At 36.1% G+C, this 21,881-nt stretch carries 17 protein-coding genes and 1 pseudogene; 12 read left to right on the top strand and 6 right to left on the bottom strand.

Annotation, left to right across the window (positions count from 1 at the left end; genetic code table 11):
• Positions 1-270 precede the first annotated feature (270 nt).
• Complete coding sequence (gene metH / locus CIN_RS06410; protein ID WP_008854255.1) at positions 271-3,765, top strand: methionine synthase; 3,495 nt, start codon at positions 271-273, stop codon at positions 3,763-3,765.
• 40 nt (positions 3,766-3,805) lie between these two features.
• On the opposite strand, the gene CIN_RS06415 is transcribed toward metH, so the two are convergent.
• The 4 genes from CIN_RS06415 to CIN_RS06430 are packed head-to-tail and all read right to left on the bottom strand — an operon-like array spanning position 3,806 to position 5,643.
• The gene (locus tag CIN_RS06415) at positions 3,806-4,264 is read right to left on the bottom strand and encodes a hypothetical protein (RefSeq protein WP_008854256.1); all 459 of its coding nucleotides are present in this window, start codon (positions 4,262-4,264) and stop codon (positions 3,806-3,808) included.
• A 9-nt stretch (positions 4,265-4,273) separates the two neighbouring features.
• Complete coding sequence (locus tag CIN_RS06420; protein WP_008854257.1) at positions 4,274-4,588, bottom strand: hypothetical protein; 315 nt, start codon at positions 4,586-4,588, stop codon at positions 4,274-4,276.
• A gap of 28 nt (positions 4,589-4,616) precedes the next feature.
• Positions 4,617-5,315: a hypothetical protein gene (locus tag CIN_RS06425; RefSeq protein WP_008854258.1), complete on the bottom strand. Its 699-nt coding sequence runs from the start codon at positions 5,313-5,315 to the stop codon at positions 4,617-4,619.
• 19 nt (positions 5,316-5,334) lie between these two features.
• Complete coding sequence (locus tag CIN_RS06430; RefSeq protein ID WP_008854259.1) at positions 5,335-5,643, bottom strand: hypothetical protein; 309 nt, start codon at positions 5,641-5,643, stop codon at positions 5,335-5,337.
• A 615-nt stretch (positions 5,644-6,258) separates the two neighbouring features.
• On the opposite strand from CIN_RS06430, the gene CIN_RS06440 reads away from it, so the two are divergent.
• Entirely contained in the window at positions 6,259-7,989 is a 1,731-nt protein-coding gene (locus CIN_RS06440) for a Na/Pi cotransporter family protein (protein ID WP_083813357.1), read from the top strand.
• Positions 7,990-8,095: 106 nt separating this feature from the next.
• Positions 8,096-8,752, top strand: coding sequence for a thiamine diphosphokinase (locus CIN_RS06445; protein WP_040364048.1), 657 nt, complete (start codon positions 8,096-8,098; stop codon positions 8,750-8,752).
• Between the two features lie 99 nt (positions 8,753-8,851).
• On the opposite strand, the pseudogene CIN_RS06450 reads toward CIN_RS06445, so the two are convergent.
• Both CIN_RS06450 and CIN_RS12020 read right to left on the bottom strand, forming a co-directional pair.
• A pseudogene (locus CIN_RS06450) lies at positions 8,852-9,550 on the bottom strand (aldo/keto reductase); the annotation flags it as partial.
• 21 nt (positions 9,551-9,571) lie between these two features.
• Complete coding sequence (locus CIN_RS12020) at positions 9,572-9,709, bottom strand: 2,5-diketo-D-gluconic acid reductase (protein ID WP_008854263.1); 138 nt, start codon at positions 9,707-9,709, stop codon at positions 9,572-9,574.
• Positions 9,710-9,935: 226 nt separating this feature from the next.
• On the opposite strand from CIN_RS12020, the gene CIN_RS06455 reads away from it, so the two are divergent.
• The 9 genes from CIN_RS06455 to CIN_RS06490 all read left to right on the top strand — a co-directional run bounded on the left by CIN_RS06455 (position 9,936) and on the right by CIN_RS06490 (position 21,855).
• Positions 9,936-10,670, top strand: a complete 735-nt coding sequence (locus CIN_RS06455; protein ID WP_008854264.1) for an NAD(P)H-dependent oxidoreductase — start codon at positions 9,936-9,938, stop codon at positions 10,668-10,670.
• 167 nt (positions 10,671-10,837) lie between these two features.
• The gene (locus tag CIN_RS06460; protein ID WP_211475708.1) at positions 10,838-11,965 is read left to right on the top strand and encodes a cytochrome c; all 1,128 of its coding nucleotides are present in this window, start codon (positions 10,838-10,840) and stop codon (positions 11,963-11,965) included.
• Positions 11,966-12,022: 57 nt separating this feature from the next.
• Positions 12,023-12,445, top strand: coding sequence for a hypothetical protein (locus CIN_RS12025; RefSeq protein WP_008854266.1), 423 nt, complete (start codon positions 12,023-12,025; stop codon positions 12,443-12,445).
• A 45-nt stretch (positions 12,446-12,490) separates the two neighbouring features.
• Entirely contained in the window at positions 12,491-13,111 is a 621-nt protein-coding gene (locus CIN_RS11450) for a TorD/DmsD family molecular chaperone (RefSeq protein WP_008854267.1), read from the top strand.
• Positions 13,112-13,120: 9 nt separating this feature from the next.
• Positions 13,121-15,625, top strand: coding sequence for a trimethylamine-N-oxide reductase TorA (gene torA / locus CIN_RS06470; protein ID WP_008854268.1), 2,505 nt, complete (start codon positions 13,121-13,123; stop codon positions 15,623-15,625).
• A gap of 404 nt (positions 15,626-16,029) precedes the next feature.
• Complete coding sequence (locus CIN_RS06475; RefSeq protein WP_008854269.1) at positions 16,030-17,337, top strand: acetyl-CoA hydrolase/transferase family protein; 1,308 nt, start codon at positions 16,030-16,032, stop codon at positions 17,335-17,337.
• Positions 17,338-17,363: 26 nt separating this feature from the next.
• Positions 17,364-19,505 (top strand): fatty acid oxidation complex subunit alpha FadB, encoded by a 2,142-nt coding sequence (gene fadB / locus CIN_RS06480; protein ID WP_008854270.1) that lies wholly within the window; start codon positions 17,364-17,366, stop codon positions 19,503-19,505.
• Between the two features lie 15 nt (positions 19,506-19,520).
• Positions 19,521-20,684: an acetyl-CoA C-acyltransferase FadA gene (fadA, locus tag CIN_RS06485; RefSeq protein WP_008854271.1), complete on the top strand. Its 1,164-nt coding sequence runs from the start codon at positions 19,521-19,523 to the stop codon at positions 20,682-20,684.
• A gap of 535 nt (positions 20,685-21,219) precedes the next feature.
• Entirely contained in the window at positions 21,220-21,855 is a 636-nt protein-coding gene (locus CIN_RS06490) for a CvpA family protein (RefSeq protein WP_139016964.1), read from the top strand.
• The last annotated feature ends 26 nt before the right edge of the window (positions 21,856-21,881 follow it).

The following is a 21,881-nucleotide window of genomic DNA, read 5'->3' on the forward strand; positions in this document are numbered from 1 at the left end:
ATTAACCCTCCAAATCATTTTCATTCTTTTTAAAAGACTTAATCCATCATGATAAAAAATCATAAATTATCTATATAGCATATTAACATTAGAACATTTCGTATATTTGCTTACTAAATAATCTCGAATCCATAAAAATATGCTTTATTATTGGCCTTTTAGATTTTATTTCGTATAAATATAATTATATTTTAAAGTATAAATAACATATACGTTATGTATATTTATCACTCTGTTTCCTTACTTCAACCTTTTAGGCTTTATATTCTCATGTCTGAACACAATAAACTTCTTGAAAAACTTCAACAGCAAATTCTTCTTTGTGATGGGGGTATGGGTTCTATTGTCCAAATGCTGGATCTTGATATTCAAAAAGATTTTTGGGGTAAGGAAAATTGTACCGAAGTCTTAAATCTATCCAGACCTGATTTAGTGCGTGATATCCACCGCCAGTATTTTGAAGCTGGCGCAGATATGGTCGAAACCAACTCTTTTGGTGGTTCCATTACAACGCTCAGCGAATTTGATCTCCAAGATCAGACCAGAGAAATTAATAAACGTGCAGCTGAAATTGCCCACGAAGCTGCTGACTTGTTTAAAGATGGCAAAGAACGCTTTGTTGTTGGCTCTATTGGCCCAGGAACGCGCCTACCCTCATTAGGAAATATTGCTTATGATCCTTTGGAAGCTTCTATTACAGAGCAGTGTCGTGGATTAATCGATGGTGGTGTGAATTGTTTCTTGATTGAAACTTGTCAAGATCCATTGCAAATCAAAGCAGCAGTGAATGCTGCTAAAATTGCTCAAAAAGAAGCCAATATTTTCCTGCCTATTTTTGTACAAGTCACCATTGAAACGACAGGTACTTTATTAGTAGGAAGTGATATCGCTGCTGCTGCTACTGTTATTGATGCGTTAGACGTGCAAATGATGGGAATGAATTGTGGAACTGGCCCTCGTGAAATGGGGGAAGCTATTAAATGGCTTTCTCAATACTGGCCACGTCTTATTTCTATGCAACCCAATGCAGGCCTTCCAGAATTATTAGATGGAAAAACACATTATCCACTTTCCCCAGAAGAAATGGGACATTGGATGGCTCGTTATATTGAAGAACAAAAAATCAATATGATTGGTGGCTGTTGCGGAACAAACCCAAAACATATTGCTGCTATGGATCAAGTCTTACGCGAGAGATCTAAAAACGAAGGCACTCCTGATCGTCCTAAAGCTATTCCTCGCACGCATATTGCTATGCCTGCTGTTGCTAGTCTTTTCTCCTCAACGCCTTTACGTCAGGAAAATAGTCTTTTTTCTATTGGTGAGCGTTGTAATGCAAACGGTTCTAAAAAATGGAGAGACCTACAAGCAGAACAAGACTGGGATGGATGTGTTACTGTTGGGCGTGAGCAATTAAAAGAAGGCTCTAATGCGCTTGATGTTTGTATGGCTTTTGTTGGACGTGATGAAATCGCAGAAATGGGAGAAATTATTCCGCGTTTCACTTCTTCTATTAATGCACCACTTGTCATTGATTCAACAGGCTCAGACGTTATTGAGGCATGCTTAAAACTTCATGGCGGCAAGCCTATTATTAACTCTATCAATTTTGAAGATGGAGAGGAAATTGCCGCAGAACGCATGGTATTAGCCAAAAAGTTTGGTGCTGCCGTCGTTGCTTTGACCATTGATGAAGTGGGAATGGCTAAAACACCAGAAGATAAATTACGCATTGCAACACGTTTAGTCGAATTCGCATGTGATCGTTATGGGTTACCTCAATCCGATTTAATGATTGATCCCCTCACCTTTACGATTGCTACTGGGGTAGAAGATGACCGTAAATTAGGTCTCTGGACATTAGAAGGCATCAAAGCCATCCATGATAAATTCCCAGATATTCAAATTGTACTCGGTCTATCAAATATTTCCTTTGGGTTAAACCCTGCTGCACGTGCTGTTTTAAACTCTGTCTTCTTATACCATGCACAACAAGCTGGGATGACTTCTGCGATTGTGCATGTCTCCAAAATTCGTCCGATGCACTTAATTGACAAAGAGGAAATTAAAGTCATTGAAGATCTTATCTTTGATCGCAGAACTAAAGATTATGACCCTCTTAAAAAAGTACTAGAAATATTTGCCGATCGTAAAGCCTCTCAAGCTGTGGCTCGCCCTGTTGCAACAACAATTGAAGAGCAACTTCATGACCGTATCGTCGATGGTAATCGTAAAGGTCTAGAAGATGATCTTAACAAGGCAATGGAAAAATATGAGCCTTTAGAGATCATTAATACATTGTTATTAAGTGGAATGAAAACCGTAGGTGAGCTTTTCGGTTCAGGAAAAATGCAACTACCTTTCGTATTACAGTCTGCGGAAACAATGAAAGCTTCTGTTTCTTTCCTAGAACCTTTTATGGAAAAAACCAGTGACGATGCTAAAGGCACAATGGTACTCGCCACCGTTAAAGGAGACGTTCATGACATTGGTAAAAACCTCGTTGACATTATCCTAAGCAATAACGGCTTTAATGTTGTTAATTTAGGGATTAAAGTGCCTGTTGCTGACATGATTACCGCAGCTAAAGAGCATAAAGCCGATGCCATTGGGATGTCTGGGTTATTGGTTAAATCCACGGTCATCATGCGTGAAAACCTCGAAGAAATGGCTGAGCAAGGCTTAAATGTGCCTGTGTTACTAGGGGGTGCAGCCTTAACACGCGCCTATGTTGAAGAAGATTGCTCAGAAGCCTATAGCAAAAATAATGGCTTGGTTGCTTATGCACGCGATGCGTTTGACGGTTTAACTTTAATGGAAAAAATCGCCGAAGGAAATTTAGAAGGTTACGTTGCTGCTCAAAAAGTGCAAAATAAACGCCCTAAACGTCCTGCGAAAAAAGAAAAAGTTGAAGCTCCCCCCCTAACAAAAGAAGAAGCAACACAACGTCGTCAAGAGATGGCTCCCAAAGAAGATGTACATACCCCACCATTTTGGGGCGTAAAGAAATTAGAGTCAAAAATGAAAGCGATTTTACCTTTCTTAAATGAACGCTCTTTATATCAATTACAGTGGGGAATGAAGAAACAAGGAAAGACACTTGAAGAATTCCTTGAACACGCAAAGACTGAGCTTCGTCCAACTTTACATAAACTCATTGATTTATGTGAAAAGGAAAATATTCTCCAACCTCAGGCACTCTATGGATATTGGAAAGCTGCTGCTTGCGGTGAAGATTTAATTCTTTTTGATGAAGATGGACAAACAGAGCTTTGTCGCTTTGCTTTGCCAAGACAACCTGGAGCTAATCGTTTTTGTATCACTGACTTTATCCGCGATATTAATGATCCTGTAAGAGATGTTGTTGGATTACAAGTCGTTACGGTTGGTCAGTCAGCTTCAGATGTTGCGCGCGTATGGTTCGAAGAAAATCGTTATCAAGATTATCTCTACTTACATGGCTTATCTGTTGAAATGACCGAAGCAATGGCTGAATATACCCATCAACGGATGCGCTCAGAACTGGGATATATTGGTGAAGATGACACTGATATGAACCAACTCTTGATGCAAGGCTATCGTGGATCTCGTTATTCTTTTGGATATCCTGCTTGCCCTAATTTAGAAGACCAAAAGCATATTTTGAAATTGCTAAAGGCCGAGCAATTAGGCATTACAATTTCTGATGAATGGCAACTCCATCCCGAACAATCAACCTCTGCGTTAGTGATTTTCCATCCAAAAGCAAAGTATTTTATTGTTTAAGTAAAAATATCCCTCCTTATTTTTTAAAAATAAGGAGGGATCACCTTTCATTAGAATCAACTTTCCAATAACTTTCTGTTTTATATTTACCTGTTTTACACCATACAAATATTTTTTCTAAAAAAGTTGTAAATCTACGTGTTTTATAAACCTCGATTTTCCATAAATCTACGTATAAAAAATCAAAAGTCACAATATTGGGTGGATATAATTCTAAGCCAGAAAAGTCATCTGTATAAGTAGCATCAAAAATATCTTCTTCTTCCAATAGTATTCCATTCTTATCCAATAAAGAAACCGTTAACCCCTCCTCAAATGGGCAATCATATGTCATAAATACTAAATAATAATCATAAATACGAAGACACGTCTCTAATACAATCCCGCCAATTTTTGTTTTTGTTCTGAACCTATTCAGCACAACATAACTTTTATACGCTTCATCCTTCTCGTTAACTACAGGAGCAATATTAAACTCTTCCAAAGAAACAAATTCCATTTGCTCTCCCTATTTATATACTAACTCTTCTTGATATGTTTTGACTTTCTTAAAACGAAAATGAGATTTGAACCCTAACTTTCTATAAATATTATCGTTGAAAAAAGATAAAAATCTAGGAAACCATAAAAAAGAATATGATTTTTCTTTAGCAACCCAACAACGACACTGATGATGGATTAACTTTTTAACAGCTTTATCTTCCCCAGAATAATCAATAATAAAACTATTATTTTGCTTAGATTGCGTATCGATAATAACGTTTAAAAAATCATATTCTCTATGTATCTCAAAACTTTCCAGCAATCTAAAATCTGCACTCACTAAATGAAAATTATCCCAACAATAATTATTAACAATTATTCGAATAATAAATAAATAAATAATGATCCTCAATTTTTATAATAGTTTTTAAAAACGTTCCGTCTAATGTTAAATGCGTATACTTCCCATCTAAAAATACTTGGCTTTTATCTGAAAATACATTGTTATAAAATGGCGTTTCCAACGTGATTTTTGGATCATTACTTTTGTCACCATCAAATTTGTTAATGACAACAGATTGATGTCCTATACGTCCAGAAACTTTATACTCTACCCTTTTCATGAGACGCTCACGTTGAAAATTACGCACTTTTTTTAATTTCCAATAACTACCCTGCATTGTTTTTTTTGCGTATATAGTTAATTGGTGTTGATTTGTATAAACAAAATCAAAAAGAATAATATTGGGCTCTCTTAACTCCAGCCCATAAAAACGATCATCAACATCTTCACCAAACATATAAGTCGTGGCAGAACCAAAAACTTCTTTACAACTCAACAAAGTATAATCTTGATCAATGAGATAAATTGCTAAATGCTTACTTTCTTCTGCTACTTTGGTGTAATAGGTAATAAAGGCAACGTAATATTGACCTACTTTTACACAAACTTCTAACTTTTCACCCGTTAACCTTAATTCTGTTTGAGACCCATTAATATAGACTATGCCACGATTTTCATTATCAATAGGCACAAAATTAAATATGTCTGTAGATATAATGTCCATTCAACAGCCTTTATGAAAACTAATCCTCATCGATATACTCTGTAATACCACCAATAATAATCTCAACCAAATAATGCGCCCGCTTAGTTAAGATAACCAACATCTTATCAGCTACAGCAAAAGTCTCTATATTTTCTGCATCTTCCTCTTGAAAACAAATACGCACCATCGTTTTGTCTTCATTCATAATGATACGATATTGCCCACGATATTGTATCACCATTTCACCCAATGCAAACATATCAAAAAAACCAATCCACACAGCTGGATAAATCGTAAAATCAACATCAATCGGTTGCGTCTCAATTGTATCATGCTCTAACGGCAAAACGCCAAAAAAACTCTAAACACAAATTATCCATAAATACAAATGTGCATAGCTATAACTTTCTGGATCTTCTTTTGCCCAATAGTCATAAAACAGCCTGTCGTATCATTCCTTAAATCTGCACAAATTTCTATATCTTTCTCTGTAGGGAGAATTTACCTTGATTTTCCAATTATCTCCTTTGGAACGCAAGAAAATTGAGCCATTATTTTGCAATCATCATGATAAGTTGCATTAATTAACACCTCTTCATCTGTTCTTGGACAGGTAATAATCATTACTTTTTTATCATCAGTATTTATTTTACGTTTTGTAAATAAAATACTCAAAAAGCTTTTTATCTTGGACAACATCACATTACCTTTCTCAAAACACTACCATATTCATAACGATCATACATATTTTCAATATGATATCGATACTATTTTACAAAAGCATTCACCATAAAAACGACATTTTATTGATCTTTTTTAGTATTCTGTGATAAAGTTAATCCCCTTAACATTATTTTAAGTGTTTTATATTTTTCACTCGCTTTCTTCCATCACTTATTTTAATTGCTATAAATTTATATAGCTCACAAAAATATTCTTAATTTATAATCGAGGTTCATCAGTGGATTTTGTTAGTGTCATTGATCTTGCCGGTAGCGTTGCCCTGTTATTATGGGGCGTACACATGGTGCAAACTGGAGTGCAACGTGCCTTTGGTGCAAGATTAAATCAAATCTTATCAAAAACATTACGAAACAGAGTCCAAGCCTTTTTTGCGGGCTTGGGAATTACAGCTGTTTTACAATCCTCGACGGCCACTGGATTAATGATTACCAGTTTTACCGCCAATGGAGTCATCGGGTTACCATCTGCTTTAGCTGTCATGTTAGGCGCCAATGTTGGTACAACGTTAATTGTGCAGCTTTTATCATTTGATGTTTCTCGAATTGCTCCCCTCTTTGTCTTAATTGGGGTCATTACATTCAGACGCGGAACAAATATGATCCGCGATTTAGGAAGAGCTTTTATCGGATTAGGATTAATTCTAATCTCTTTACATCAATTTTTAGAAATCCTACAACCTTACACCAATCAACCTTCATTAAGAATGATGCTAGGCAGTATCGCTGACATGCCATTAGTTGCGGTGTTTATTGCGTTAGTGTTGACATGGATGATGCATTCTTCAGTTGCTGTCGTGCTTTTAATTGCATCATTTGCTTCACATAACGTTATTTCTGCAGATACGGCTTTTGCAATGGTTATTGGTTCTAACATCGGTACTGCTCTAAATCCTGTGTTAGAAGGTGCTGGTAAAGATATTGTTTCAAAACGCTTACCTATTGGTAATTTATTAAATCGCTTGGTTGGAGCTGTTATTTGTATCATATTCTTATCACAGCTTAGCAGTTGGTTTGTGCATTATTATCCCGATATGAACAGGTCTGTTGCTAATTTCCATACATTATTTAATATTGTAACTGCAGCTGTTTTCTTACCTTTTCTGACGCCTTATTCAAATTTCTTAAAACGGATTATGCCTCGCCCCAGAGAAGAAAAAATCGAAGACCCATCTAAACCAATTTATCTTGATAAAGCTGCAATTCAACAATCTCCAATGTTAGCGATTAGCAATGCGGTAAGAGAATGTTTACGGTTATGTGATGCTTTGGAAAAAATGCTTTCTGGAGTAGATAACACCTTAAAAAGCAAGACTCCTCAAATCGCCAGTGAAGCCCGAAGAGTAGATAATATCCTTGATAAACTCACCAACTCTATTCAAAGCTATATTACCGCATTAGATCCAGAATCTTTAAATCAACATGAACTCATTCAAACTGAGCATATTTTGACCTTTTGTACTCAAATCGCAAATGCAAGCGATGTTTTAGATCGTAATGTGCTACCTACGGTTCAAAAAATGGCAAAACAACGTATTATTTTATCTGATGAAATGATGGCACCGTTAAATGATATGTTAAAACGCATGCATAAAAATTTACGTATTGCAGCGACTTTGCTTATGAATGAAGATGAAACCATCGCTAGAAAGTTAGCAGAAGAAAAAGATATTTTTAGAGATCTAGAAAATAGAGCAAATTCTATCTATTATAACGGTTTACGTGAAGAAACTGAAAATAAAAAACTACAAATACAACTTGGATCTTTTATGTTAGAACTTGCGAGAGATTTAAAACGTACAAATACGCACGTTGTTGCTTCTGCTGCATATCCTGTCTTGGATCAATCTGGCTTGTTACTCCCCAGTCGATTACAACCAGAAGATTCTGAAGATGAGGCATTTCAAGACGAGGAAAAAATAATTAGCACAGCTCTTGATCAAAATAATTAAAAAAACTCTTTTACTTTAACCATTTTAAAAGCCTCATAAGATTTTATGAGGCTTCATTTATATTATTGTTTCATACAGAATAACCTTTACGGCTGGATCTTCATCGATGAAATACTACCCAATGCCAACACCTAACAGCACTGCTCAAACCGTAATTCTCGCAAATGGTGATTTTCCTACACATCCGTTACCCAAAGCAATTTTACAAAATAATCAAGAGCGTCTGATTTGTTGTGATGGTGCAGCCAATGATTTACTGGAACATAAAATCACCCCTCAGAGGATCATTGGGGATTGTGACTCATTATCTTTAAAAAACCAGCAACAATATCAAGAGATCATTACAAAAATCCCAGATCAAAATACTAATGATCTCACAAAAGCAGTTCTTTTTTGTCAAAGTAATGCTATTCAATCTCTGATAATATTGGGCGCAACAGGAAAAAGAGAAGATCATACCATTGCAAACATTGCTTTGCTCGCACATTATCTCCCTCTCATTGAAAATATCACAATGATTACTGATTTTGGTGTGTTTAACGCTATCCAACACCCCAGCGAATTCGAAAGCTATCCTAGACAACAAGTTTCATTATTCAGTTTATTTCCAACGCCGATCACAACCACAAACTTAAAATATCCTTTAAATCAACAAAGTCATTCCTATTGGTGGCAAGGCACTTTAAATGAGTCTTTAGCAAATAGTTTTACAATTAAAGTCAATGATATGCTCATTATCTATAGAGCCTTAAAAAAAGACTAAATAAAAAAAAGAGTTTATTATAACGGTAATAACTAAACTCTATAAATTATCTATGATTTAATCTGACAGTATAGAGAATTCAGCAATACCTTCATTGACTTATAAATTTCTTCTTTTTTTAATTAACTCTACAAACATATCAACCGTTTTAGGGTCTTCAAAATCAAAAAACATACTAGAAGACGTATCTAACCTACTTATTGTTAACATTTCTTGTTCTGTTAACTCAAAATCAAACACATCGAAATTTTCTGCTAATCGAGCTTTATGAACTGACTTTGCTAAAACGACAACTTCTCTTTGAATTAGCCAACGCAAAATCACTTGAGCAATCGATTTATTATGAGCCTTGCCAATTTCTTGAAGTGTTTGCTCTTGAAAAATATTATTTTTCCCTTCTCCAAATGGTGCCCATGCTTCAATTTGAATATGCCGTTCTTGCATATTTGTATGTGCTTTAATTTGTTGATGAAATGGATTAACTTCTACTTGATTGACTTGCGGGATAACTTCATTAAACGCCGCAATATCAGCCAATCGATTAGGGCTAAAGTTACTCACACCAATCGATTTAATTTTACCTGCTTTATAATATTCTTCTAATACACGATAAGCAGCGTAGTAATCATTTAACGGTTGATGTAATAATACGAGATCAACATAATCAACCTTGAGTTTCTTCATCGATTGATCAAGTGATTTCTTAGTTAAATCCGTTCCATAATTATCAATCCAGATTTTCGTCGTTAAAAAAATGTCTTCTCGTGCAACATTAGTTTCTTTGATCGCATCCCCGACCGCAGATTCATTAAAATAGGATTATGCTGTATCGATTAAACGATACCCTACCTCTAAAGCATCCAATACAGCCTGTTTCGTTTGCTCTTCTGGAATTTGGTAAACACCAAACCCTAAGATCGGCATTTTAACACCATTATTTAATGTGACATACTTCATCAGGACAAATTTCCTATTTTCTTTTATTGGATATATATCTTAAGAATATTCTAAAAGTTCTTTTATTAAAACTAAATCATTTTTTCACATTCGATAACTATTCATTTTTTCATAAGTATTATAAAATATGCTTATCAATATTATTTCTAAATCCATAATAAACTTTCTTACCCTTCAAAATAATTATTCAAAGTCAATATGTTATTTTTGCACGAGATTAGTTCTAATGAAAATTCTTATTATATACGCACATCCTGAACCTCATTCTTTTAATAGTGCTCTAAAAAACATTGCCGAGCAAACCTTACGTGAACGAGGTCATCAAGTCCAAGTATCAGATTTATACGCCATGAATTGGAAAGCAACGATTGATCAGAATGACTTTCCCGATAGAGAAAATATCGATTTCTTAAATATTTCTACTGAACAAGAAAAGGTTTTGTGGTGTGATCTATTGATTTTTCAATTTCCAATCTGGTGGTTTGGAATGCCTGCTATTTTAAAAGGATGGGTTGATCGAGTCATGAGCCGTGGCTTTGCTTACGCTACGGGTAAAAAATATGACTCAGGGATCTTTAAAGGTCGCAAGGCAATGATCTGTGCAACCACAGGAACTGCTTCCAGTCTATATGAACCTGATGGCATTGATGGAGACATCATGCATCTCTTATGGCCTATTCACAATGGTATTTTTCGTTACCTTGGATTTGATGTTCTTCCCCCTTCTATTGCGTGGATGCCTGGTAATGTTTCAGAGCAAGAGCGTGAAGAGTATTTATCAACCTATCGCGAAAAGTTACTTCAACTTGATCAAATTCAACCATTATTCTTCCATCCCAGAGCGGATTACGGTTCAGATCAACGTTTAAAACCAGATGTTATTGCTAAATCAGGCTTTCAATGGAACCCCAAAAACCAGCAAACGCATGATGAAGCAGCTGATAAATATACTAAACGATAAATTTAAATATAATATGTCTCAACCTATACGCTCTGTAGGCAACATCTTTTTATTCATTAAAAATTAACAGATATTTTATTACACTTTTAACAGTGCAAATAGTTGTAAAACAATATATAAAAAATTAACAATTTGTAATTAAATTATAAACAAGGACATCTTTCAAAATGAAACGGCTCATTCACTGGTTCTTGGCACTTGCTATTTTAGGTATTGTAGGCTTTTTTGTTCTAACTTCTCCATTAACTTGGTCTTTAATACATCCTAAACGTGATGTTGCAGATAATGCTGCCCCTAATATACAAAATGGCCGTACTATTTTTATCGCCAGTGATTGTGCCACTTGTCATGCAACCCCTAATCAAAATGATCATTTAAAATTAGGCGGAGGTCGTGCATTAGATACGAATTTTGGTCGTTTTTATATGCCTAATATTTCCCCTGATAAACAAGATGGTATTGGAAATTGGACGTTAGCCCAATTTACAAAAGCCGTTCGTGAAGGAGTTGGTCCAAACGGGATCATGCCTGATGGACAAAATCTTTATCCTGCCTTTCCTTATACATCATATCAACACTTAACCGCCAATGATGTCCGTGATTTATTTGCTTATATAAACACACTTCAACCTGTTTCTGGACGCGCTCCTAATCATGAATTAAAATTCCCTTTTAATTTACGTCGTGGCGTTGGTGTATGGCGTCTTTTCTTTTTAGATGGCAAACCGCTTTCTCCTGAAAAAGTTCCTGCTGCTTATAAAAATGAAGCTGCCCTTTTTGAGCGTGGGCATTACCTCGTCGAAAGTGCTGGACATTGTGCAGAATGTCACTCTACACGTAATTTTATGGGTGTTATCAAAAGTGGTTTCCGTTATGGAGGCGGTCCAACGCCTGATGGTAAAGGACATTTCCCAAATATTAGCCAAGATGAAACTGGAATTGATTTTTGGGCTGTAAATTCCATTATTAACTATTTAAAAACAGGGAAAAGCCCAATTAATAAAATTGCTGGTGGGGATATGGCCGAAGTCATTCAAAATACCAAACAACTTTCTAATGAAGACTTGCGGGCGATAGCTATTTATCTCAAGAGTATCCCTGGGGTTGATTTACCTGCTCCTGGTCAACCAGAGCCTAACCGCACACCTAATTTAGTGATGTTACCACAAGTCAATAAAATAGACGTCGCTTTACCCACCTCCTCAACCAATAAAATTGAAAAAGCCAACATTGTTTATGCCGTTAATACCAAACCTTTTTACCTTACAGAAAATAGTAGCGGTGATGAAGATTGAAAGTTACTTGCTACAGCTAAGTTAAAGGTTCTTGAGCATCAAGGAAATAAACTTAAATTGCGTCTTGATGGTTGGCAAATGGACGGTGCAGAATCTGTTGTCTATGCCTTGCAAGGTCAACGAATAATGTATGCGGTTCTGGGGGATAAAGCGATCAAAGCGTATCATCGCGGAAAAGCTGTTATTGATCCTGAAACTAAACAAACTTGGTATCCAGTGAGCCTCGATCTTTGGACAACAAATGAAGGGTTAAATGTTTCTCTTGCAGATATGTGGGCATATTCATCAAACTTGTTTAATTCAACTTGTAGCGTTTGTCACTCTGTTCCAAAGGAAGAGCATCTTCTTGCTAATCAATGGATTGGTAACCTTAATGCGATGAAACGTTATACTTCTTTAACACCAGATCAGTACCGTTTACTTCTAGGCTACTTACAAAATCATTCTATGGATGTACATGAAAATGTAGGAGCACATTAATGCGCCTCATTATCATAGAATTGTCTGCGTCATAGGATAAACAATATGTATCCAGAAGCGTTCGTACATGCTGCTATCATTGACTGGTTTTCTAGATTGTTTATTGCTCCTTTAGATATAAAAACACTGAAGGAGTATCGAACACCTGCGTTTACTGAATTTCTTACGGATCTTGGTGAAACATTAAATGAACCTAACCTGACAACACAAATTATAAACACTTTCAACGCGACACCAAATAAAGAAATAGAACCCCAACTCGCACACCAATATGTTTCTTTATTTGATGGAATCTCAGGTCCAAACGCGGTACCTCCTTATGAAAGTTTTTATATGAACGATCATGGCCGATTATTTCAAGAGCCTCATATTGAAATGACTCATACTTTGAGTAAGCTTGACGTCTCTATCGTGCATTCTTGCAAAGAGCCCGCTGATCATTTAGCACTAGAGCTTGCTGCATTGGCAGAGGCTCTACGTCAACAAAATTTAATCTTCATTGACGCATTATCTTTACGATTATCTCAATGGATACCTCAAATGAATACAGCTATTAATCGTGTAGCAAAAAACAGTTTTTATACAATTATACTCAAATTACTTATACTTTATTTGTCATCTTTTAATCATCTTGTCGCACAATATAAAAAGACCATTAAACCTTAGGATAATGCCATGTCACCTAACAAAACAAATGCTGTCTCACCACAAATAAATCGTCGTTCTTTTTTAAAAAGCGCCGCAGCTTTAGCTATCGTTAGTGCCTCTAGTGGTTCATTGCTTATCCCTAGGGCAAAAGCACAAGCTGCAACAAAACTTACCATGTCTGGAAGCCATTGGGGTGTATTCCGAGGACGGGTTGAAAATGGCCGTTTAGTCGAGGTAACTCCTTGGGAAAAAGATCCCCATCCAAATATTATGCTTGAAGGGATGATGGATTCAATTTACTCTCCATCACGTATTAAATATCCTATGGTAAGACGTGCATGGCTAGAACATGGTCCCGGTGCAGATCCTGATGGGCGTGGAACAGGTGATTTTGTACGTGTCAGTTGGGACAAAGCATTAGACTTGGTCGCCGGAGAAATTAAAAGAGTTCGTGAAACATATGGCCCAACCAGTCTTTTTGGTGGATCTTATGGCTGGAAAAGTGTTGGGAAGTTTCATAATTGTCGTACATTATTACGCCGCATGTTAAAAATGACAGGTGGATTTGTGAATGCTTTAGGAGATTACTCAACAGGCGCAGCACAGGTTATCCTTCCTCATGTTGTTGGCTCATTAGAGGTCTATGAACAATGCACAACATGGAATGTCGTTAAAGAAAATACAAAAACTATTGTTTTTTGGGGATGTAATCCCGTTAATACAAACCAAATTGGATGGCTTATTCCCGATCATGGTGGTTTTGTTGGTTTAGAAGAAGTCAAAAAAGCAGGTATTCGTGTCATTTGTATTGATCCCATTCAAACAGAAACTTGCCAATATTTAAAAGGTGAATGGTTAGCCCCTCGCCCTCAAACTGACGTAGCGATGATGTTAAGCATTGCACATACACTTTATGTAGAAAACCTTCATGATGAAGCATTCTTAAAGAAATATACTGTTGGATTTGAACCTTTCCTTGATTATCTTACAGGCAAAACAGACAACACACCAAAAACAGCTGAATGGGCTGAAAAGATTTGCGAAATTGATGCAAAAACAATTAAGCAACTTGCTCGTGATTTTGCACATAATAGAACAATGATTGCGGCTGGTTGGTCAATCCAACGGCAACATCATGGTGAACAAGCTCATTGGATGTTAGTCACTTTATGTTCTATGTTGGGTCAGATTGGTTTGCCTGGTGGTGGATTTGGCTTTAGTTATCATTATTGCAGTGGTGGGTCTCCAACTGCAACCAGTCCAATTTTAGGAGGAATTACAGATGGGCCAGCTGCTACTGTAGAAGAATTGCCCGCTGGTTGTACGCCTGGCTCTACAGAATCTGCTTGCCAACCAAAAGCTAATGCAATTCCTGTTTGTCGTATGGTAGAAGCATTATTAAATCCTGGAAAAACAATTAAATATAATGGTTCGGATATTGTTTTACCTGATTTACGTATGGCGTACTGGGCTGGTGGGAATCCTTTTGCGCATCAACAAGATCGAAATGAGATGATCAAAGCATGGAAAAAACTGGATACATTTGTTGTCCAAGATTTCCAATGGACTGCTTCAGCACGTCACGCTGATATTGTTCTTCCAGTTACAACCCCTTATGAACGCAATGATATTGAACAGCTTGGTGATTATGCACTCAGCCACATCGTGCCTATGAAAAAACTTGTTGAACCTATGTATGAATCCCGTTCAGATTATGATGTTCTGTCTGATATTAGTGAACGATTAGGGAAACGTGACGAATATACTGAAGGCCTAACAGAAATGGATTGGATCCGCAGCTTTTATGAAGCTGCACGAATTGAATCTCGTGCTAAAGGGATGGAAATGCCTATTTTTGACGTTTTTTGGGAAAGCGAAGAAGCTCTTGGTTTCCCTGTTCAAGAGCCTCAAAAACAATTTGTACGGTATAGTGATTTCCGTGAAGATCCATTGCTAAATGCTCTTGGAACGCCTTCTGGGAAAATTGAAATTTACTCGATTAACATTGAAAAAATGCAATATGATGACTGCCCTCCTCATCCTACATGGATGGAACCTATTGAACGCCTTGGAGGGCCAACCACAAAATACCCTCTACATATCGCATCAAACCATCCAATTTATCGCCTACACTCACAATTATGTGGCACTAAATTACGTGAAAAATATGCCATTGGAGATCGTGAACCTTGTTGGATAAATCCAAAGGATGCAAAAGCACGTGGATTAAAAGAGGGTGATATTGCACGTGCATTTAATGATCGCGGACAAATCTTAGTCGGAATTAAAATTACAGATGTTATTCGCCCTGGAGTTATTCGTATTAACGAAGGTGGCTGGTATGATCCATTGAATCCTCGTGAAGCTAAAACACTCTGTCGCTATGGTGACGTTAACAATCTAACAACCGGAATCGCTACTTCAAAATTAGCTCAAGCCAACTGTGGACAAACAGCTATGGTTGAAATTGAAAAATTTAAAGGAACAATTCCATCTGTAAACATTTTTAACGAGCCACATAAAGCTGGTTAATTTCATCAAATCATCTCAGTCTTTTCGACTAAAACAGTTCATTACTAAATGTTACATTATTATAAATAGAATCGCTAAAATATAATAATGTAACAACACTTAATATTATAAAAAAAAAGCCGTTTTCTAATTAAATTATACGTAATTACTCATTTACAAAAAACGTTTACATAACATATATAATCACACTAACAAAAAGTTGACTAACATTCTATATACATCCAAAAAACCTTTATTTCTGCCATTTTATAGAATTATTTAAACTTATAATCTCCTATTGAAACGTATCAATAGTTATTTTTTATTAGTGAATGAAAACATTCAGGTATAGACTTATTATTATAAGATAAAAATAAAGCAACTCGTCTAATTCTAACTACTTATCATTTATTGAGAGGTCGCATATGAGTTGGAAAGACACATATAATACAAAATTAACTACACTTAGTGATGTTGTAAAAAAAATAAAATCTGGAGATAAAATCTGGGCTGGAGGATACTTATCAGTTCCTGTCCTAGCACTAAAAGAACTCGATAAAACAGCACTCAATCTTGACAACGCTGAACTATATGCAGGACTATTAACATACCCTTATGAATTTTTAAAACCAGAATATGTAGGACATTTAACCTACCGTAGTTTATTTATGGGGCCTTTAGAAAAAAAAGCCCAAAATGGTGGTAATGCAGAAATTATTACTTACCATTTATCTAATGTAAAAGAAGTTTTAGATCGCATTGATTTTGATGTAATGATTGTTGAAACTACTCCACCTGATGAAAATGGCTATATGAGTATGGGAGCTTGTGGTGGTGTAGGAAATAGAATAGTACTTGATCGTAATATAAACACGGTTATTGCAATTATTAATGAAAACCAACCTTTTGTTGGTAATAAAGAAAACTTACTTCATATCGATGATGTACATTTTATTGCAGAAGGTCATCATCCAATCGCTGAAGCAAAACCAGCTGCTCCATCAGAAGTTGAAATACAAATCGCAAAACTTATACTTCCGATGATTAAAGATGGCTCTACCATCCAAATTGGTATTGGTGGTTTATCTAATACGATTGGACTTGGTTTAAAAAACCATAAAAATTTAGGCATCCATACCGAGATGTTTACTGAATCTATGATGGAGTTATGTAAAGCTGGTGCCGTTACAGGTGCTGCTAAAAACTATCAACCACATAAAATCGTTACTGCATTTGCAGCTGGTTCTCAAGAGTTACTAGACTTCATGGACCATAATGATCAAATTAAAATTGACAATGTTGGCATTGTAAATAATCCAAATGAGATTGCAAAAAATGACAATCTTGTTTCTATCAACACTTGCATCATGATTGATCTTACGGGTCAAGTTGCCGCAGAAGGTATCGGTCATAAGCAGATCTCTGGAACAGGTGGGCAAGTAGATTTTATTCGTGCTACTCGTATGTCCAAAGGTGGTCTATCTATCATTACTTTGAAATCAACCTATAAAGGTAAAGACGGTATTGATTCAACGATTAAATTCGAGCTCCCTCCAGGAACACCAGTAACAACGCTTCGTAATGATGTGCAAATTATTGTAACCGAATACGGAGTTGCAGATTTACGCGGTTTAAGCACTGTGCAGCGTGCAAAAGCACTAATCAATATTGCTCACCCTGATTTCCGTGATGAGCTCCGTAATGCTGCAATCGCCATTAACCTTTATAAATAACTGAATATCCGAGTAAGGATTATATTATGTACCAAGGACAATTTTTCCAGGTCGCAACTCGCGATCAGTTTTTAGAGCTCGTATTTGATTCAAAAATAGATCAAGTCAATATTATAAATAAAGCCGCATTAGAAGACTTACAAAAAGCCGTAAATTCTATCAAGACAAGTGGTGGAAAAGGGCTAATCATTAGGTCAGGTAAACAATTATTTAGTGCAGGCGTAGATATTAAAGAATTCCGTCATCTTATTCACCAAGATGATAAAACTCTCTCTAATTATATAGTTTGGGCAAATGAGATTTTCAATAGTATTGAAGATCTAAATATGCCAAAAGTAGCCATTTTAAATGGTAATATTGTCAGTGCTGCTGCTGAACTTACATTAACGGCAGATTATCGTATTGCAACTCAAGATACGAAAATATCTTTACCAGAAATAACATTAGGTATCATGCCATGTTACGGTGCAATGACGCGTTTGCCTCGTATTACAGGTCTTGATACAGCGTTACAATGGTTTACAGCTGGAAAACCTTTTACTGCTGATACTGCACTTGAACATCACGTGATTGATGGTGTCATCGCTGACAAAATCGATCCTATTGAACAAGCCGTTATTTTACTTAAATCTTGTGTAGCTGGTGACTTAGATTGGACTGCTCGCCATAATGAGAAAAAAGCACCACTAACTTTAAATAAATATGAATTAGCAATGTCTATCAGCATTGCACGAAGCATGGCGTTTAAAACAGCTGGAAAACATTACCCAGCACCAAACATTATCCTTGATACACAAGAGAAATCAGCCAATTGTGAACGTGACGCTGCTCTTGCTCTAGATCGAGAAGGTCTGATCCAATGTATCAAAACAGGTGTTGCTGATGCATTGATTAATGTTTCTTTAAACGATACATTGGTAAGAGAAAAAGCTAAAGGTCTAGTTAAAGATCTAAAAGAATTCTCAAATGTTGGTGTTATCGGTGCAGGAATCATGGGTGGTGGTATTGCTTATGTTACTGCAGATAAAGGTGCTGACGTTGTCTTAAAAGACATTAATAAAGAAGGCTTAAACTTAGGTTTAAATGAAGCAAACAGCATTCTTTCTAAACAAGTTGAACGTGGTCGTAAAACTCCTAAAGCTATGGGAGATACACTAAACCACATCCATGCAACACTTCATAATGTCGAACTTGAAGAAACAGACCTTATTGTTGAAGCTGTTGTTGAAAATTTAAAATTAAAAAAAGCTGTTCTTACTGAGTTAGAAGGCGTTGCAACTAAAGCTGTTATTGCAACAAACACTTCAACTCTAAAAGTTAGTGATATTGCACAAGCTCTTAAAAGTCCAGAAAATTTCTGTGGTATTCATTTCTTCAACCCTGTTCCAAAAATGCCTCTTGTTGAAGTCGTTCGTGGAGAAAAAACAAGCGATGAAACAATCAAAAAAGCTGTTAAATACGTTACTCAATTAGGCAAAACCCCTATCCTCGTCAATGACTGTCATGGTTTCTTGGTCAACCGTTGTTTGGTTCCATATTTCCATGCGTTCAATAAATTGATTTTAGACGGTGCCAATATGTCCACCGTTGATAAAGTAATGAGTAAAGAGTTTGGATGGCCAATGGGTCCTGCTATGTTATTGGATGTTATCGGTTTAGATACAGCTGAACATTGTATGGACGTTATGGGTGAAGCATTCCCAGACCGCATGACAAAACCTGAAAAAAATCTAATCGGATCATTATTCGATATGAAACATTATGGTCAGAAAAATGGCGAAGGTTTTTACACACATGCACCAGATAAAAGAGGTCGTTTAAAAGCATCTGATAACGATACTGCCAACAAATTAATTGCTTCTTTCGCATCTCCAGCTCAAGATTTTTCAGCAGACGATATCATCATGCGTATGATGTTACCTATGATGTTTGAAGCCATTCGCTGTCTTGATGAAGGTATCATTGCCTCTCCAGCTGAAGGCGATATCGCAATGATGTATGGCACAGGTTTCCCTCCATTTAGAGGTGGTTTATTCTACTACATGGATCAAATTGGTCTAAGCAAACTTGTTGAAGCTTCAGAAAAATATAAAAATATAAGCAACCTTTATCATACTCCAGAAAGCTTGATTCAGCGCTTAAAAAACAACCAAAAGTTTTACGCATAAGTTAGGGGAATAAAAATGAAAAATGTTGTAATAGTCGATGGAATTCGTACCCCTATGGGGCGTTCAAAAAATGGTGTGTTTCGTCACGTTCGTGCAGATGATTTATCATCACATTTAATGAAAGCAATGTTCAAACGTCAACCAAAAATTAAACCTGAAATGGTGGGGGATATTATCTGGGGATGCGTTCAACAGATGGGTGAACAAGGCTTTAACGTTGCTAGATTAGCAGCCCTTAACGCTGGATTGCCAGTAGAAGTAACAGCAACAACGGTTAACCGCCTTTGTGGCTCTTCTATGGATGCTTTACATATGGCAACTCGTGCGATTAAAGCTGGAGATGCAGAAAGCGTGCTCGTTGGTGGTGTAGAACACATGGGTCACGTACCAATGACCAAAGAAATGAATCTAAATCATGCAACAGATAAATACATGGCTGAAGGTTCATTAGCTATGGGATTTACAGCAGAAGCTGTTGCAAAAATTCACAATGTTACCCGCCAAGAACAAGATGCTTTGGGGGCTCGTTCACATCAATTAGCTCATAAAGCAACTATCGATGGTCTGTTTGAAAATGAAATTATTCCAATAATGGGACATGATGCAAATGGCTTACCCATTTTGGTAAAAACTGATGAAGTCATTCGTCCAGAAACGACAACAGAAACTTTAGGACAACTTCGTCCTGCTTTTGATCCTGTGAATGGAACTGTCACTGCTGGAACATCTTCAGCATTATCAGACGGCGCTTCTTGTTTATTAGTCATGAGTGAAGACAAAGCAAAAGAACTAGGTATTACCCCTCGCGCTCGTATTATTTCTACAGCTACAGCAGGTATTCCTGCAGCAATTATGGGTTATGGTCCAGTTCCTTCAGCTCGTAAAGCTCTAGAAAAAGCAAAAATGACCATCAAAGATATTGATTTTGCTGAAATTAACGAAGCTTTTGCAGCTCAGGCTATTCCTTGCCTTAAAGATTTAGGTTTATGGGAAGATCGAGATAAAAAAGTTAATTTACATGGTGGTGCTATCGCTTTAGGTCATCCACTAGGTTGTTCTGGCGCACGTATTCTTGTGACATTACTAAACGTAATGGAACAAGGTAAAGGTAAATATGGCCTTGCTGCTATGTGTATCGGTGAAGGACAAGGTATAGCTACGGTTATTGAACGTATTTAATAATAACTTTCTGACACTTTCCATATTTTTATGGAAAGTGTCTTTACTTTTATAAAGCAACCTTTTCAAATAAAATTATATTAATTCTTAACAACAATATATTATATCGAAGCATAAATTATAACTTGCTTATATTATTACAGATACAATTAAAGATATTTCATAAAAATCACAAAACTATGATCTATGTAATGTTATTTCATTGGTTAACATATAAAAATATAATAGCGTTAATATAATTTAATACCATTATTCAGAACAATAAACTTAATATATGTAACTTCTACAAAACAAACATGACTAAAATACATCTCTCAATCGCATATATCAAATTTACTTATAATTTAAATTGATTAGCAAGCGTATTATGACACATTAAAAAATGATTTCTCTTAATTTTTTATATAAAAAATCATTCTTGTCATTGCTAAAACAAAAATCTTTGAGAAATTTATAATAAAAAGATTGATATAAACAAATTGTTTAATTAAGAGTATATTTTGAACACTTGATTAAAAAAGGATATCTTAATAAAGTGCTGGAAAGTATGAACTGGATTGATCTGGTTTGCCTTGGGATTATTGTCTTAAGTGCACTCTCAGGCTTGACCAGAGGTTTTACTCGAGAATTCATCGGTTTATTCGGATGGGTTGTTGCTGCAAGCCTTGCTAATCGCTGGTATCCTGATCTTTCTCCCAAAATTACAGAATATATCAGCAATCAAACATTGGCTGATGTTGCTTCTTTTATTGTTATCTTTTTGTTATGTAGCGTTTTGATTAATGCTCTGGCGAATATCATTGTAGGTCAAAATTCAACCCGTTTTTCTTTACTTGGCAGACTAGATAAACTTCTTGGCGCAGCATGTGGTGCACTTAAAGGGTTTGCTGGCCTAGCAATTGTTTATATTTTTGCTGGTATTCTTTTTCCTGCAGCGCAATGGCCTGATTCTTTACAAGAAAGCAAAATAATTCCTTATGTTTATCATGGTGCTGTTTATATCAATGGATTGTTACCCAGTGCTATGCAAAGAGAAATCGTTGTACCACAGACTAAACCAACCAGAGAAACATATCCAAATAATAATGATATGAACACTGATCCAAACACAAACGTAGGCCCAGCTTCGACAGAACAAAATAATAGCAATACAGGCGTTCCTTCAAATTGATAAAACACTATTGTAAATTTAATTTA

It is taken from the genome of Commensalibacter intestini A911 (assembly GCF_000231445.1).
GTDB lineage: Bacteria > Pseudomonadota > Alphaproteobacteria > Acetobacterales > Acetobacteraceae > Commensalibacter > Commensalibacter intestini.

Coding starts and splice junctions, on each gene's coding strand:
- CIN_RS12020 (WP_008854263.1), bottom strand. CDS start 9,709: ATGAAGTATGTCACATTAAATAATGGTGTTAAAATGCCGATCTTAGGG.
- metH (WP_008854255.1), top strand. CDS start 271: ATGTCTGAACACAATAAACTTCTTGAAAAACTTCAACAGCAAATTCTT.
- CIN_RS06415 (WP_008854256.1), bottom strand. CDS start 4,264: ATGGAATTTGTTTCTTTGGAAGAGTTTAATATTGCTCCTGTAGTTAAC.
- CIN_RS06475 (WP_008854269.1), top strand. CDS start 16,030: ATGAGTTGGAAAGACACATATAATACAAAATTAACTACACTTAGTGAT.
- fadA (WP_008854271.1), top strand. CDS start 19,521: ATGAAAAATGTTGTAATAGTCGATGGAATTCGTACCCCTATGGGGCGT.
- CIN_RS06425 (WP_008854258.1), bottom strand. CDS start 5,315: ATGGACATTATATCTACAGACATATTTAATTTTGTGCCTATTGATAAT.
- fadB (WP_008854270.1), top strand. CDS start 17,364: ATGTACCAAGGACAATTTTTCCAGGTCGCAACTCGCGATCAGTTTTTA.
- CIN_RS11450 (WP_008854267.1), top strand. CDS start 12,491: ATGTATCCAGAAGCGTTCGTACATGCTGCTATCATTGACTGGTTTTCT.
- CIN_RS06455 (WP_008854264.1), top strand. CDS start 9,936: ATGAAAATTCTTATTATATACGCACATCCTGAACCTCATTCTTTTAAT.
- CIN_RS06445 (WP_040364048.1), top strand. CDS start 8,096: ATGAAATACTACCCAATGCCAACACCTAACAGCACTGCTCAAACCGTA.
- torA (WP_008854268.1), top strand. CDS start 13,121: ATGTCACCTAACAAAACAAATGCTGTCTCACCACAAATAAATCGTCGT.
- CIN_RS06460 (WP_211475708.1), top strand. CDS start 10,838: ATGAAACGGCTCATTCACTGGTTCTTGGCACTTGCTATTTTAGGTATT.